The organism is Variovorax sp. AC194 (genome assembly GCF_979257995.1).
Window position 1 is genome coordinate 2,232,509 of the sequence record NZ_OZ409823.1, and the last position, 12,502, is coordinate 2,245,010.

Sequence of the window (12,502 nt, forward strand, 5' to 3'; positions counted from 1 at the left end):
AGAACCTGAAAGTCAAATGGGGGTATAGCTCAGCTGGGAGAGCGCTTGCATGGCATGCAAGAGGTCATCGGTTCGATCCCGTTTACCTCCACCATCAAAAAGTGTCGAGAAGAAGATAAGTGCTGATCGCAGCACGGTTCCTAAGGTTTTGACCCTATCGTCTAGAGGCCTAGGACACCACCCTTTCACGGTGGCTACCGGGGTTCGAATCCCCGTAGGGTCGCCAGTTTCATGCAAGTGAAGCAGGCACAAGTCGTCAGCACTTGGCTCCGCAAGGAGTGAACGTTGTCTACCAGGAGTGGTAGTTCAGTTGGTTAGAATACCGGCCTGTCACGCCGGGGGTCGCGGGTTCGAGTCCCGTCCACTCCGCCAGTTTTGTGAGATTCCACGAGGGTTAGCAGGCAAGCGTCTGCTAACCCTTTCGTGTTTTTGGAATCTGATTCGCACATTTTGGAATATGCCTTAGCCCGCAGGCGTTGCCTTCTTGGTCCGTGTGCGGTCGTAGTGACGCGCGATCATGGCGTCCGAACTGTGCAGTGTTGCCGCCTTCGTGTCGGTGTCGCCGCGCTCCAGCTTGTCGGTGACGCCCTTGGGCCTGCAGTCCTGCAGCGAGAACTTCGCAAACGGGATGCCGCGCTTCTTGGCTTCCAGCACGCACTCGCGCATCAGGTCTTCCAGCATCGCCTTCCAGCCGCCCTTCGTGTACGGCTCTCCCTTGAGATTGCCGAACAGGTACATCGTTCCTGCGTCCTTGTTGCGCTTGATCTCCATCGCCTCATAGATCGTGGCGGAGAGCTCGGGTGACCATTCGATCAGGACCGGGGGCTTGTTCGGGTTCTTCGAATCCGTCCACCAGATGCCGGAGGCCGACACGGCGCTGCGCTCGATTCGTCGCACCTCGAAAGAGCGGCGCACGCACAGCCATGCGGTCTTCAGTGCGAGCGCCACGATCAGGCGCGCACCGCCGAGACTTCGCCCCATCTCCACGGCCAGCGCCATCTCCTCGTGGGTCACGTAGCGCTTGCGGACCTCCACCGTCTTGTTGCGCTCGATGTCGTTGAGCGGGTTGATGTCGATCATGTCCAAACCGATGGCGTGCTGCATGATGAGCCGCGCCAGCGTAATCTCCTTGTTGCCCTTGTGCGGCCGCGTCTTCTTGCACGCCTTCAGGTAGTCCATGCCCATCTTGGTCGTGATCTCGCTCACGTCGAAGTGGCCCCATGCCTTCGTGAGCATCGCCGCCTCGCGCTTGTTCTCGGCGATGGTGGAAGCCTTGCGCTTCGTGGCATCGGTGCTGGGCAGTTCCTCCTGGTGCAAGAACCACGCATCGACCAGGCCCTTGAACCCGCCTTCAGGAACATCGTGGACAACACGAGTCGATTCCTCGATGGCCTGCCGGCGCAGCTTGCGGATCTGGTTGGCGTCATCGACGTTGCACCGGTATTTGTAGGCCCACCGGCCCGAGGGCAGCTTGTAGCCGACGCTGTAGACCCGCGTTCCGTACCGCTCATACACACGGAACGGCAGGCCGTCAGGGGTTGCGCGCGATCGGATCATGCGGCTGGCCTCAGGTGGGAAAGGTTGGCGACTTTACGCCCGATCACCGGCTCGGCATCCCTGCCACCCTCCACCGCTTCGTAATGGGTGCGAGTCAGGACAACACCATTGCGCCCGATGCAGGCCCGGTAGAAACCGCGGCGGCGCAACACGTCGAGTTGCATTGTGGCGAGCTTGTAGCCGGTGATGGCGAACAACTCTTCTTCGGACAGTTTGATGCTCACGTCCCTCCCTCCCTCTCGCTCCCGATCGAGGCTGCTGCAAGGAGCGCTTCACCGGCGGGCGTGAGCTTCACAGTGGTCCACGGGTAGTGACCGATCATCTCGGGCTCGCTGCGGTAGCGCGTGCGAAATCCAGCGGGCTCAGGCAGCAGCGCCTCGAAGGCTTCTTTGGTGGGGGTGGTCATGCGGCCTCCATCACTGCTTCGATGAACGCTTTGGCGACTTGCGGGACGATGGCATTTCCGTAGCCGTGGGTCGTGAGGCGTTCCAACTGGACGGATAGCCCATCGCAAGGCAATAGATCGCTGTAATCACCGTCCAGGGCGCGCCTTGCTCCAGCAAGCGGGTCGCCATGCTGGGCGAGTGGCGCTTGCGCTGCGACAGGAATGCGTTCGAACGGCTGATGTCCTTCCCGTCGCGCGCCGCGGGCGTTGGCCACAAAGCAGAGCCGCTTTCTTTGGTGGCTGGCACCAGCGGCACTTGCTCGGAGTACGACCGCCCCGCAGGCGTAGTCTTGGGCTTCAAGGTCCAAGGCGACTTCGTCCCACCATCCCCAGTTGATTGCGCTTGCAACCTGCTCTCCAAAAACTGCTGGAGGCTTACGCTCGCCGATGAGGCCGCGAAAGGCCGGCCAAAGATGGCGCTCATCGCTTTGGCCTTGCGCTCCGCCATGAGCGACTGAAGCGACGGAGTAGGGCTGGCAAGGGCAGCTTCCGGTCCACACAGGCCGGTGGTCGGGCCATCCAGCGAGACGTAGTGCAAGGCTCCAGCCGCCGATGCCAGCGAAGAAGTGACACTGGGTGTATCCAACAAGGTCAGTTGCTGCCACATCGGCAATGCTCCGTTCGTCAACATCGCCAGGCGCGATGAGTTTTTCGGCGATCAAGTTGCGCAGCCACTGCGCGGCGTGCTTGTTGATCTCGTTGTAATAGGCGGTCACTCGCTCTCCCCATCCCCGCAACCCCCATTGAGCGGAGCAGGCTTGGGGTTGATCCCGTGCGCTGCTTCAATCCTTCGAGCGAACCGCCGCCCCGCTTCTTCCACGCCGCCGATCAGCATGCCGTCGCGCAGATCGAACAACGCGTCAATCTGGGAATCGGTTAGCGCCTCCCCCGCACCTGCCAGTGGGGGCTGGGGAGCGGCGGCAGACTTCACGTAGAGCGTGCGCAACTCATAGTGGTAGCCCATGTCGATGTAGGCCTGAATCTCTTTGGCCTTGTCTTTCGCCGTGTCGGTGTAGCGGTTCCGGGGTTCGCAGCGCTCCCATTCGGACCACTTGTTGGGCGTGTTCGCAGTGTCGAGATTGCGATACTCCCAGCCGACGACCTCGAAGCCGGGTTCGTCGCGCTCCTGACCAGCCGAGGGGGAGGGGAGGGTTGAGGTCATGCGGGGTCTGCTTTCTTTTCGTATGCGGGGCAGTGGGAAATGACATTCCAAAACCGGCCGTCGAAAGGCCAGCCGCGAACACACAGAGCCGGTGCGTCCTGGGCGCCGACAGGACGCAGCAGGCAGCAATGAGCGCACCCAACACAAAGGTCGTCGGGAATAAGCTGGTTCATGCACCCTCCGTGCATTCACAGGGCAGCACTGACTGCTGCACGTTGATCTTGATGATCTTCTTGGCCTGAGCCCAGAAGCGCTGTTGCGGGATGTGCTCGGTGGCGGGGATGCCAGCGGCGCGCATCGCTTCGAACTTCGGCTCCATGTCTTCCAAGTACACAGGGCCGCTTTCGTCGTGGTGGATGGCGTAGCCGATCTCGCCTTCTGCCCATTTGCCCTTCAGCCAAATGTCGGGGCGCGTGCAGAACACGATGTACCAGTGCTGCCATCCTGCCTTCAAGCAGCCGACGCAATTGCCGTGCTTGAACACGCTGTAGGTGCTGGGGCGTTCGATGCCGATCTCGGAAGTCTTTTGGATCGTGCGTTCGGTCCAGATCATGGGGAAGTCGGTCTTCCAACCCTGCGCACCCATGATTCCGACACGCCGCTGGATGCGGTCCTGTTCGGTCACGTCGAAGCCGTAGTAGATGATCGCCTGCTGGTCGGGGACGTTCTCCTTGAGCCACGCCATGAAGGGCTCGGTCTTGAGCCTGGCGGTGCACAACTCGAACCCGTCACCCACCTTGAACGCGCTCGATTCGACGCACACGTCAAATTGATCCTGCTGCGCGTTGTTGCGGCTGGCGAAGGTGATCGGCAACCCCACGTAGTCGGCGACCTCCTGTTTGAACCGCTTGATGTCGGCGTGCTCGACCGTGAAGTGCATGTCGTGGTTCAAGAAAACGGTGTTCTCCGGGCCGAACCGTCGAGAGACTTCAATGCCCGCAAGCGCGCTGGCTTCGCCGCCGCTGTAGCAAACGATGTGCTTCACGACTGTTCCTCCCCGCGCCCAGAAGGAAGTCCCACACTCCCCATGCCCGTGGGAGCGGGTGGCAGAGGCATCCAGTGCGACGGCACTATGCGGGGGAAGACGTCTGCATCAGCGGATGAACGCCCAAACGTCCAAATTTCCCCATCGTCGCGCACCAAAACCGACGCTGTTGCGACCGTGCCGCGCTTGTACGCGAGGAACTGGCTTTCATCCTTCGGCGCCGTCGCAATCGGCATCCACCCTGCTTGCTGCTCTTGTGCCGCAGCATTGGGCTGCGACGTGGGGGCGGCTGCGGGCGAGGCGAGATTGCGCACGAACTCGCGCAGTTGAAGGCGGGTCATGCAGACCTTCCGCGAATCGTCGCTATTCAACAGCGTGGCCGAGTCCGGGATGGCGTCCGCAATCTGCGCATCGGTCATCTGCTCGCGCGCAGCGATGGCTGCACCGGGTGCGGCGAGGCGAGGCTGCGTCATGATCCAGTCCAGCACGTCGCCCGCGTTGACGCTTTGGTAGCCGCTCCACTTACTGGTGAAGGCCAGCACGAGTGCGTCGTAGTCGATTGCCGCCCCATGCCCGTCTCTGGGTGCTGCCTCGGTCTGCACCGCATGGGCAAACTGCGCGACGTGCCATTGCAGCGCCGCGCGGTCTGTGCCTTGAGGGGCGACGCGCTGCCAGATGCGATGCAGGTCCGCCGCCCGGAGCTTGCCGGTGTCCAGAAACGCGGGCTCGAACGGGGCGTCTCTGGGCTGCGTGGCTGCGAGGGCGGAGCGAATCAGGCACCAAATCTCAGCGGTGCGAGGCGCGATTGCAGCGACACGTTCTGAGGATTCCCGCACATCCGGCCCAAGCGGCCAGAACTCAGTCCATTCGTCGTCAACTGCCTTCAGCGCTTGAAGTGCCACCGCCTGCACTGCTCCTGCTTGAGCTGCGGGGTGGGAGAGGGTGTCAGCGCGCACGTACTTGATTCCGCAGCTGGTCGCGTTGTCCTCGCTCCACGTCACCTCCGAAAGGTCGCGGAACTTTGCACCGTCGGTCAGAGTTTCGAGGTTCTCGCCGAGGTCAAGCCAGATGTGCGCTGGAGCGCTGGCGATCAGCTTCTGAATATCAAGCGCGACTTCGAGAGCATCGCTTTCCGCTGCGCAGGATGCCGGGGTTGTCTCCGCCTGGCGCTGGTGCGTTTCGTACCAGACGCGCGGCCCATTGATGGGTTCTTTGTTCATACTGGAGCCTTTCGACTAAGGACCGAGAAAAGATGGCAAAACCGACCCGCACCGCCGAGCAGCTGAAGCAGATGGTTCTGGAGCGAATCGAGGCGATCCCGGACCTGAAGGGCCAGGTCACGGACGTGCACCGCGGCGGGGTGGTTGGAACGGGGCTCGGAGGCGACGACGGCCCGAGCTGGACGATTCCGGTGAAGACCGATCGCGGCCTGCACCGAGCGGACATCGCCCGAATCATTCGTGACCTGCAGAGCCGCTACGACCTGGACGATTGACATCACGCGACCTCCTGCGGGGCTTGCTGCAGCCGCTGGAGGGCCCACTGCACGGCGGCGCGGTCTTTGGGGCTCGAGGCCGCGCTCTCGGCGATGGCTTTCCATTCCTCGACCTGGGCGACGAGCCCGGACATGAACGCGGCTTCTTTCTCTTCGAACTCCGCGTCATAGCTGCCGTCGAGCCAGGCGTGGCAGCGTGCGCAGGCCCACACCGAATAGCAGTCATCCGCCTTCCGGCCGCGGCCCTTGCCGTGCGCCAGCAGGTTCGAATGCGCCGCAACCGTGGTGTTGGCGTCGAAGTTGCAGAGGCGCGTGCGCAGCAGGCACGGACGGCCGCGGGCCATCGACAGCAGATGCGCGTTGCGCTGGGGCTCGGGCTTGGCCATCGGCTGCGACATCGCGCTGCAGTCGGCCATCACCACGGGCCGCTCGAGCCGCTGCGGCACCGATGGCGGCATATGCACCACCTGCAGGCGCTTGAAGCCGCTGCGCTTCATGCAACCATCCCGGCTGCGGCCACCGTTGCAGGGCGCGTCTGATCGATCGCTGCCTTGAGCTCGAAGTAGCGCTCGATAAAGGCTTCACGCCAATGCTTCCAGCTGATTGACTCGCGCGAGGGCGTTCCCAGATGCACCCAGTTCACCGGCTGCACTGCGTCGTGCATGTTGTCGTTGAGCACGGCCCATGGTCCATTCGCATGCGGCTGGTAGGCGGTGACATCGCGGCGCTCGGTAGCCAGGGCGATCAGGTCGATGCGGCGGATCTCGTGCTTGTAGCCCGCGAACACTGTCTGCAGATTGAAGTGCTTGCGCACCGTGTCGGCGTGCACGTCCTCGAACATGCTCCACGCCTGCACGCCGCCTGCGCCCATGCTGTAGCAGTTGACCGCGACCTTCGCCGGGCTGCTCAAGTCGGTTGTATAGGCCTCGTGTGCGTCGTGCATCAGCATCGCCATCTGCAGGCCTACGGGCTTGCCTTCGCGCCTGGCGATCTCGCTGCACAGGATGCTGTGCTCGGCCACGCTGTAGGGCCGCGTGGTGGCGCCGGTGAAGCGGTTGATCAGCGAGAGGTGATGCGCGATGTCCGTGAGCGACACGGGGCGGGCGCCGAGGGCGAGCGAGGCCGGGCCGGTCAGGTGGTAGTCCGCGCCTGAAATGGTGGTCATGTGGGTCACTTCATTTCCCCCTTCGTCACGAGCCGGTTCTTGTATTCGTCCCAGGCGTACCACTGGCCATCCTGCACATAGCAGGTCAAGGCGGCGTACTTTGTAGGGCGCCCGGTCACCTCGGAGTACGCGGCGCATTGGTATCGGCTCGACCACGAAAACAGCAACGCGAGCAGGACGAAGAGGGCGGCGATCAGCGAGAACGGCGCCGCCATGAACTTCAAGAATTCGATGAGATCTCGCACGGTCAATCCTTCTTCGCCACGAGGGCGTGCTGGGCCGCGTGTTCCGCGGCGAGTGAATGGGCGATTTGGGCCGAGCGGCGCAGCGCGTCGGTCTCGGAGGGCATGTCGATGCGAGCACCGACGATGTAGAGCGACAGCACCACCAGGGCGCCGGTGATACCGATGGCCTGGGTGGAAATGAATTGGAGGATGCTGTTCACGACACCCCCAGCGAGTAGCGGGCAACCACGGGCGCATCGACCAGGCCGGGCAGCGTGATGGAGCCGCGCTTCATGGCGGCTTCAGCGCGCGGCACAGACCATTTGCGCCACGTCGGCTCGCCCTGCGGACGAACGAACGCCTGGCGGCGCGCGCCCTTGGTGCGGAAGCACACCTCGACGGCCTGGGCGGCGGCTTGCGTGCTCACGCGGAGACTCCTGCACGAGCCAGCAACTCGGCACGTTCGCTCTCGCGCGTCTCGTCGTCGCCAATCAGGCCGGCTGCGTGCGCGACACGGGCATACGTCGCACGCTGAGGCGTGGACATCTGCATGCGCTGGAAGTAGATGATTCGGTGAGCTTTCCGCAACTCTGCCGCCAGATCGGACACCAGCGGCGCTTTGCGCTCGCCGTCACGCACGCCGGCCGTGAACCCAGCGCGGAAGGCCGCGATGTCGGCTGGCTTCCCGGCTTCGGTGTGGGCATGCCACAGCGCCTCGTCTGGGCCGTCGATGAAGCCTGCGACGCGAGTGCGGCCGGTGACCCACCGATTGGGCATCGTGGTGCCGTCGCTCACGAGAGTCCCCATTCCGCCGGGACGGTGCCGCGCATTTCAACCTTGTGTTCGCTGCGGATGGTGGGGACTTCAAGCCGCAGGCGGCCGTTCATGTGCTCGAGGTACTCGGCGTGCGAGACCTCTTTGCCGTCGATCTGGGGCTTGGGAGCTTCGACCTGATGCACGCGGCACTGGCGGTGCGAGGTCGTTTCAGGGGCGCCGAAGGGCATCTTCATCTCCAGAGGTGCTGCGGGGTGCAGCGTCTGGGATGAAGTTTAGTGAACTAAACGATTTGGTCAAGTGCACTAAAGCAAAGACCATATAGCGCACTAAACTATTTGCAAGGAAGTCCCGGTTTGGATTCGTTCGGTAGCCGGCTCTTATCGGTCAAGCCCTGTCCGTGCGGGCATGAAAAAGCCGCCTCAAGGGCGGCTATGCGGCTGACTGGCGCAAGCGTCAAGGGATCAGCTTGAGTGCACGCAGGATGTTGGGAATCGCCGGGAGAAGCTGAGAGACCAAAATGGCGCCGACCACCCACTGAATGATCGAACTCTTGGCCTCTGAGACGGCCGTCTTTGCCGCCTCCACATCTGCCTTGGTCGCGTAGTTGGACTTGATCACCGCCACGTCTTTCTCAAGCGCAGCCAAACGATCGCTGGTTTTTTCAGCGATGCCTTCGAGCTTGGTGAGCCTGGCTTCCATATCCCCATTATCTGGGGGCTCTCCGCCAGAAACAACCCGCTCTTGCAAATGGCGAATACGGCTGGTGATGTCGTGGATGTCAGCCATTGTCGACGTCCTTTTCCATGCGATTCAGAAGGCTGCGAAGTGCGTCAAGTGCAGATTGCAGGCCTTGGAGCCCATCTCGGGTTTTTACGGCTTGATCGTCCGGCAGCGCATTGATGATGGACTGCGACGCCTGCGTCAGCCCGGCGAGGCATTTGATAATGTCGAGTCGATCTTCGTTTTTCATTCGACGTACTTTTGTTGGAGCTGCTTGGTGTCCCGGTGCACGCGCGGTGGGCGTCCTAGTTGCCCGACTCGATCTCGTATCGAGCCCACAGCTCTTCTAGCCTCTGCCTGGACGCGGTAGTGGACGAGTCCGCTGCCGCATGTGAACCAGCGAGCAGCGACGGAAGGGCCTTCATCGCAGCAATCCATGCGGCGTAATAGTCCTTCAGCGCGGTCAATGCTGCCGGCTTCTTCGCTACGGGCAGCTGTTGGTAGCCAGCCTTGGCCTTTTCCAACTCTGAATCGACACAGCCGCGTGATTTCTCGAAGTCCGCAGGGCCGACTGTTCCCATGATCAGGGCTGCACTGCTCACAAAGGAACAGCGACCATAGCCTTGGCGGGTGCTTTTCTGCCATTCCTGAGCCTCCTGCGCATTCGCGGCAATCGCGGTGGCGAAAAGGAGCGCACTCAAGACGAATTTCATAACTTCTTTCATGGTGTTTCAGGCGACCCAACCGCGACCCTCGCCTGGTTCATTCTGGTCGCCATTTGCTCGGTGAAACTACCGCACCGACCGGCTGCATTCCTCGTTCATCGTCCAGTTCTGTGTTGTCGAAGGAAAGACGCTCGCCCCCGTTAACGCTCATCACTTCAATCGTGTGCTGTCGACGGTAAAGAAACTCTTTCACCATCTTTCGGCCGTCTCGAAGCCTGATCAAAACGTACTCCCCCTCGCACGGTGACCCATTGGGCTCGATCAGAACGTACCAACCGTCTCGAATCGCGGGGTACATGCTCATGCCGCGGACGCGCAAACAGTAAGCATTCGGATCTTCTGTAGCGATCTCAATGTGGCCATCGCCGGCGCCCGGCATTTCTGAGAACTCTTCGAAAAAGCCGTCGTTGCCCATTTTTGCCGTGCCTACGACGGGCACTCTGCGTGCCTCCCTGGGATGGCCTGCGTATTCCACCGAGTCGGGGTCACCCGACCATGTCGGAGGCTCGTCATCTACGCGCTTTGGCCCCTTCCCCGTCACGATCCACGTCGACCGGAAGCCCGTCGCGGCCTCAATCGCGGCAGCCGTTTCGGCCTTGATGCTCTTGATGGTTCCATCGAGCCACTGAGACACGGCGCCCGCCGTTTTCCCTGTGGCGCGCGATAGATCAGCCGGGGTCTTCCCCGCTGCGTCCATCGCCTGCCTGATTCGATCGCTTAAAGCCATGGCGCGGATTAAGCCACCTAAAGTATTTAGTCGACTATCTGGCATGGGATTTAGTGGACTATCTATGTTTAGCAGACTATAGTCCTCGGTCATGAAGACTTCACAAGCCATCGAGAAGGCCGGAACCGCCGCAGCGCTGGCCTCGCTCCTCAAGATTACGCCAGGTGCGGTTTCCCAATGGGACGACGAAGTCCCGGAGGCGCGGGTGTGGCAACTGAAGGTGCTGCGCCCGGAGTGGTTCGGTGAACCAACGGCCGAACTCGCTGAAGCCAAGGTGGGGGCTTGATCCATGGACGGCGAAATCATCCCCCGTGGAATCGTTTTGGATCGTGCGCGTCGTGCGGTTGAAACCGGGCAGCCGCCCGAAGCCCTGAACCCGTGGCCGGCCGGCACGGCAGCGGGACAAATGTTCGTCGCCGAGTTTCATGCCGCACGCGCACTGCGCCAGGCTTCGGAGCGTCAGCGCATGGCCGAGCAAGGGGTGGCGTGAAGTACACCCGCGAACAACTGCGCGACATGGCGCAGCAGTGCCTGGCCGCGAAGGCTGCCAACGACGCCCGCTACCTACAGGTGGTGATGCAGCTCTCGCTGCGTTTGGGCATCGCCCCGGCGCAGGCAATGGACGGCATCGAAAGGCTGGCGAAAGCATGAGCACGTTCGCCACTCAGCGCCGCACCTGCGTTGCCAGGCCCGGGTGCAGCACCGCATACCGGCTGAACCGCACTTCCAGCACGCCGTCGACCGCATGCATTGCCATGCGCGAGGTGTCCACCAGCACAGACCGCACAGCGCCATCCGCATTGGAAGAAATCGCGGTGTGCGAGGACTCGTGCAGGCACATCCCGTCGATCGCATCCAGCGGCGCGACGGGTTCAAAGGTCAGGGGCTTGTTCATGGCCCCGAGTTTTCCCGGTTCGGCTCTTGCCGACCCCATGCATAGCCAAGAAGGAGACACGCTGCTATGAACTTGATCAACGCGGCCCGCCACCTCGCGCGGCGCTTCCAGGGTGGTATCGAGGCGGTGGCCACGCTGTTCGGCAAGTCCGACAGCACGGTGCGCCACGAACTTGCCGGCTCCGACGCCTACAAGTTCGGCCTGCAGGACGCCGAGCTACTGACGCAATACGCGATCGAGCAGAACGTCGCCGACCCGCTGCAGATCCTGAACGCCTTCGCGGCGAACTGCGGCGCGATGGTGCTGCCGCTGCCGGGCATGTACCGCACCGGCGGCGCCACGCTGCAGGACCTTTCGGCCGCCGCTATCGAGTTTGCGCAGTTCGTTGCGGTCTCGGCCAAGGCGACAGAAGACGGGAAGGTCACCGCCAACGAACTGCGCGACGTGGACCGTGAACTCGCCGAACTGATCGGCTGCGCCCAGCGCGTGCGCTCGACCCTGGCGGCAATGCACGAGGCCTGCAAGCCGCAACTGCGCGAGGTGGCGTGATGCGCGTCGAGACCATTGGCAACGCCACGCTGTACCTGGGCGACTGCATGGAAGTCCTACCGGGGCTCGGCAAGGTGGATGCGGTCGTCACCGACCCACCGTATGGCATGGCCTGGGACACCGACAGCAAGCGCTTCAGCGGTGGCGAATGTGAGCGCGGTCAGGGTCGTGACGACTGGGGTGCAATCCACCAGGACGCGCAGCCATTCGATCCGGCGCCGTGGCTGGCCTTCCCGAAGGTCATCGTCTGGGGTGCAAACCACTACGCCCAGCGCCTTCCCGTTGGCACGACGCTCGTGTGGCTGAAGAAGGACGACCACCTCTTCGGCACGTTCCTCTCGGATGCCGAGCTCGGATGGCAGAAGGGGGGGCACGGCGTCTATGCGTTCCGCAAGTCGTTCCCTCCGCCGTCCCGCATCGCCGAGAACGACGGGCGCCAGGCCGCGCATCCGACCCAGAAGCCCGTCGCCTTGATGGCGTGGTGCATCGACCGGATCGGCCGTCCGCAAGTCGTGCTCGACCCGTTCATGGGCAGCGGCACCACAGGCGTTGCGGCGATGCAGCTCGGTTGCAGCTTCATCGGCATCGAGCGCGAGCCCAAGTATTTCGACATCGCCTGCCGCCGCATAGAGCAGGCCGCGAATCAGGGCCAGCTGTTCGCGCCGCCCGCCGCACAACCCCAACAACTCGACTTGGAGGCGCCATGCGCAATCAATTGAGCGTTAACCCGGTTAATCGTCAATCTATTGCGCAAGCGCGTGCTGTGGGGCTCGAGGCGGGCCTGCGCAGCATCGATCGCGCAGAGGCCGACAACCCGTCCTTCAGCCAGCAGGCCTTCGACTTCATCGTGAAGTACATCCGCGAGCACGGGGAGGTGCCAGGAGAGAGCGTGACCCTGGCTGCGGTGAAGGCCGGCATCAAGCCGCCGGACCAGCGCGCGTTCGGCCCGATCTACGCCATGGCGCTCCGCCGCGAGCTGATCCATGTCGTGCGCTACATCCCGCGCGCGCGTGGGCATGGCAGTGCCGGCGGGAAGCTCTACGCGCCCGGCCCGAAGACCGCGACCGCCTGAGTTG

General features: G+C 62.8%; 26 protein-coding genes and 3 tRNA genes. 10 read left to right on the forward strand and 19 right to left on the reverse strand.

What is annotated here, in order from left to right; all coding sequences use genetic code 11:
* Window positions 1-18 precede the first annotated feature (18 nt).
* The 3 genes from ACZYRS_RS10780 to ACZYRS_RS10790 all read left to right on the forward strand — a co-directional run bounded on the left by ACZYRS_RS10780 (window position 19) and on the right by ACZYRS_RS10790 (window position 372).
* A tRNA-Ala gene (locus tag ACZYRS_RS10780) sits at window positions 19-94 on the forward strand.
* 56 nt (window positions 95-150) lie between these two features.
* Window positions 151-226: transfer RNA gene (locus ACZYRS_RS10785), tRNA-Glu, on the forward strand.
* A 69-nt stretch (window positions 227-295) separates the two neighbouring features.
* Window positions 296-372 (forward strand) — tRNA-Asp (locus tag ACZYRS_RS10790).
* Window positions 373-462: 90 nt separating this feature from the next.
* Here ACZYRS_RS10790 and ACZYRS_RS10795 read toward each other — a convergent pair.
* The 7 genes from ACZYRS_RS10795 to ACZYRS_RS10825 form a co-directional block, all read right to left on the reverse strand.
* Window positions 463-1,557 carry a hypothetical protein gene (locus tag ACZYRS_RS10795; RefSeq protein WP_463419241.1) on the reverse strand — a complete coding sequence of 365 codons (1,095 nt, stop codon included), beginning with the start codon at window positions 1,555-1,557 and terminating at the stop codon, window positions 463-465.
* Window positions 1,554-1,781: a hypothetical protein gene (locus ACZYRS_RS10800; protein WP_463419242.1), complete on the reverse strand. Its 228-nt coding sequence runs from the start codon at window positions 1,779-1,781 to the stop codon at window positions 1,554-1,556. Before ACZYRS_RS10800 ends, ACZYRS_RS10795 begins: the two co-directional genes overlap by 4 nt.
* Complete coding sequence (locus tag ACZYRS_RS10805; RefSeq protein WP_463419243.1) at window positions 1,778-1,963, reverse strand: hypothetical protein; 186 nt, start codon at window positions 1,961-1,963, stop codon at window positions 1,778-1,780. The genes ACZYRS_RS10800 and ACZYRS_RS10805 overlap by 4 nt, the downstream gene beginning before the upstream one ends.
* The gene (locus ACZYRS_RS10810) at window positions 1,960-2,718 is read right to left on the reverse strand and encodes a DNA cytosine methyltransferase (protein WP_463419244.1); all 759 of its coding nucleotides are present in this window, start codon (window positions 2,716-2,718) and stop codon (window positions 1,960-1,962) included. Before ACZYRS_RS10810 ends, ACZYRS_RS10805 begins: the two co-directional genes overlap by 4 nt.
* Window positions 2,715-3,164, reverse strand: a complete 450-nt coding sequence (locus ACZYRS_RS10815; protein WP_463419245.1) for a hypothetical protein — start codon at window positions 3,162-3,164, stop codon at window positions 2,715-2,717. The genes ACZYRS_RS10810 and ACZYRS_RS10815 overlap by 4 nt, the downstream gene beginning before the upstream one ends.
* A 169-nt stretch (window positions 3,165-3,333) precedes the next feature.
* A complete protein-coding gene (locus tag ACZYRS_RS10820) occupies window positions 3,334-4,149 on the reverse strand; it encodes a hypothetical protein (RefSeq protein WP_463419246.1) in 816 nt (271 codons plus the stop codon).
* Window positions 4,146-5,369: a hypothetical protein gene (locus ACZYRS_RS10825; protein ID WP_463419247.1), complete on the reverse strand. Its 1,224-nt coding sequence runs from the start codon at window positions 5,367-5,369 to the stop codon at window positions 4,146-4,148. Before ACZYRS_RS10825 ends, ACZYRS_RS10820 begins: the two co-directional genes overlap by 4 nt.
* A gap of 32 nt (window positions 5,370-5,401) precedes the next feature.
* On the opposite strand from ACZYRS_RS10825, the gene ACZYRS_RS10830 reads away from it, so the two are divergent.
* Window positions 5,402-5,644, forward strand: coding sequence for a hypothetical protein (locus ACZYRS_RS10830; RefSeq protein WP_463419248.1), 243 nt, complete (start codon window positions 5,402-5,404; stop codon window positions 5,642-5,644).
* Between the two features lie 2 nt (window positions 5,645-5,646).
* Here ACZYRS_RS10830 and ACZYRS_RS10835 read toward each other — a convergent pair whose 3' ends face one another.
* From ACZYRS_RS10835 to ACZYRS_RS10885, 11 genes are all read right to left on the reverse strand, one after another.
* Window positions 5,647-6,141, reverse strand: a complete 495-nt coding sequence (locus ACZYRS_RS10835) for a nuclease domain-containing protein (protein WP_463419249.1) — start codon at window positions 6,139-6,141, stop codon at window positions 5,647-5,649.
* Window positions 6,138-6,809: a hypothetical protein gene (locus ACZYRS_RS10840; RefSeq protein WP_463419250.1), complete on the reverse strand. Its 672-nt coding sequence runs from the start codon at window positions 6,807-6,809 to the stop codon at window positions 6,138-6,140. The genes ACZYRS_RS10835 and ACZYRS_RS10840 overlap by 4 nt, the downstream gene beginning before the upstream one ends.
* A gap of 5 nt (window positions 6,810-6,814) precedes the next feature.
* Entirely contained in the window at window positions 6,815-7,054 is a 240-nt protein-coding gene (locus ACZYRS_RS10845) for a hypothetical protein (protein ID WP_463419251.1), read from the reverse strand.
* Between the two features lie 2 nt (window positions 7,055-7,056).
* Window positions 7,057-7,254 carry a hypothetical protein gene (locus ACZYRS_RS10850; RefSeq protein ID WP_463419252.1) on the reverse strand — a complete coding sequence of 66 codons (198 nt, stop codon included), beginning with the start codon at window positions 7,252-7,254 and terminating at the stop codon, window positions 7,057-7,059.
* Entirely contained in the window at window positions 7,251-7,460 is a 210-nt protein-coding gene (locus ACZYRS_RS10855) for a hypothetical protein (RefSeq protein WP_463419253.1), read from the reverse strand. The genes ACZYRS_RS10850 and ACZYRS_RS10855 overlap by 4 nt, the downstream gene beginning before the upstream one ends.
* Entirely contained in the window at window positions 7,457-7,828 is a 372-nt protein-coding gene (locus ACZYRS_RS10860; protein ID WP_463419254.1) for a hypothetical protein, read from the reverse strand. Before ACZYRS_RS10860 ends, ACZYRS_RS10855 begins: the two co-directional genes overlap by 4 nt.
* Window positions 7,825-8,043 carry a hypothetical protein gene (locus ACZYRS_RS10865; RefSeq protein WP_463419255.1) on the reverse strand — a complete coding sequence of 73 codons (219 nt, stop codon included), beginning with the start codon at window positions 8,041-8,043 and terminating at the stop codon, window positions 7,825-7,827. The genes ACZYRS_RS10860 and ACZYRS_RS10865 overlap by 4 nt, the downstream gene beginning before the upstream one ends.
* A gap of 220 nt (window positions 8,044-8,263) precedes the next feature.
* Window positions 8,264-8,596: a hypothetical protein gene (locus tag ACZYRS_RS10870; protein WP_463419256.1), complete on the reverse strand. Its 333-nt coding sequence runs from the start codon at window positions 8,594-8,596 to the stop codon at window positions 8,264-8,266.
* A complete protein-coding gene (locus tag ACZYRS_RS10875) occupies window positions 8,589-8,780 on the reverse strand; it encodes a hypothetical protein (RefSeq protein WP_463419257.1) in 192 nt (63 codons plus the stop codon). Before ACZYRS_RS10875 ends, ACZYRS_RS10870 begins: the two co-directional genes overlap by 8 nt.
* A gap of 55 nt (window positions 8,781-8,835) precedes the next feature.
* The gene (locus tag ACZYRS_RS10880; RefSeq protein ID WP_463419258.1) at window positions 8,836-9,243 is read right to left on the reverse strand and encodes a hypothetical protein; all 408 of its coding nucleotides are present in this window, start codon (window positions 9,241-9,243) and stop codon (window positions 8,836-8,838) included.
* A 49-nt stretch (window positions 9,244-9,292) separates the two neighbouring features.
* Window positions 9,293-10,075 (reverse strand): LexA family transcriptional regulator, encoded by a 783-nt coding sequence (locus ACZYRS_RS10885; protein ID WP_463419259.1) that lies wholly within the window; start codon window positions 10,073-10,075, stop codon window positions 9,293-9,295.
* On the opposite strand from ACZYRS_RS10885, the gene ACZYRS_RS10890 reads away from it, so the two are divergent.
* Genes ACZYRS_RS10890 through ACZYRS_RS10900 form a run of 3 tightly spaced genes read left to right on the forward strand, consistent with a single transcriptional unit; the run spans window position 10,074 to window position 10,633 of the window.
* Complete coding sequence (locus tag ACZYRS_RS10890) at window positions 10,074-10,268, forward strand: Cro/CI family transcriptional regulator (RefSeq protein ID WP_463419260.1); 195 nt, start codon at window positions 10,074-10,076, stop codon at window positions 10,266-10,268. The genes ACZYRS_RS10885 and ACZYRS_RS10890 overlap by 2 nt on opposite strands.
* 3 nt (window positions 10,269-10,271) lie before the next feature.
* On the forward strand, window positions 10,272-10,472 hold the full coding sequence (locus tag ACZYRS_RS10895; protein WP_463419261.1) for a hypothetical protein: 201 nt from the start codon (window positions 10,272-10,274) through the stop codon (window positions 10,470-10,472).
* Window positions 10,469-10,633, forward strand: a complete 165-nt coding sequence (locus ACZYRS_RS10900) for a hypothetical protein (RefSeq protein ID WP_463419262.1) — start codon at window positions 10,469-10,471, stop codon at window positions 10,631-10,633. The genes ACZYRS_RS10895 and ACZYRS_RS10900 overlap by 4 nt, the downstream gene beginning before the upstream one ends.
* A gap of 13 nt (window positions 10,634-10,646) precedes the next feature.
* Here ACZYRS_RS10900 and ACZYRS_RS10905 read toward each other — a convergent pair whose 3' ends face one another.
* Complete coding sequence (locus tag ACZYRS_RS10905) at window positions 10,647-10,877, reverse strand: hypothetical protein (RefSeq protein WP_463419263.1); 231 nt, start codon at window positions 10,875-10,877, stop codon at window positions 10,647-10,649.
* Window positions 10,878-10,943: 66 nt separating this feature from the next.
* Here ACZYRS_RS10905 and ACZYRS_RS10910 point away from each other — a divergent pair, with 66 nt between their 5' ends.
* Genes ACZYRS_RS10910 through ACZYRS_RS10920 form a run of 3 tightly spaced genes read left to right on the forward strand, consistent with a single transcriptional unit; the run spans window position 10,944 to window position 12,498 of the window.
* Window positions 10,944-11,426 carry a phage regulatory CII family protein gene (locus tag ACZYRS_RS10910; RefSeq protein WP_463419264.1) on the forward strand — a complete coding sequence of 161 codons (483 nt, stop codon included), beginning with the start codon at window positions 10,944-10,946 and terminating at the stop codon, window positions 11,424-11,426.
* Entirely contained in the window at window positions 11,426-12,145 is a 720-nt protein-coding gene (locus tag ACZYRS_RS10915) for a DNA-methyltransferase (protein ID WP_463419265.1), read from the forward strand. The genes ACZYRS_RS10910 and ACZYRS_RS10915 overlap by 1 nt, the downstream gene beginning before the upstream one ends.
* A complete protein-coding gene (locus ACZYRS_RS10920; protein ID WP_463419266.1) occupies window positions 12,130-12,498 on the forward strand; it encodes a hypothetical protein in 369 nt (122 codons plus the stop codon). Before ACZYRS_RS10915 ends, ACZYRS_RS10920 begins: the two co-directional genes overlap by 16 nt.
* Window positions 12,499-12,502: the final 4 nt, after the last annotated feature.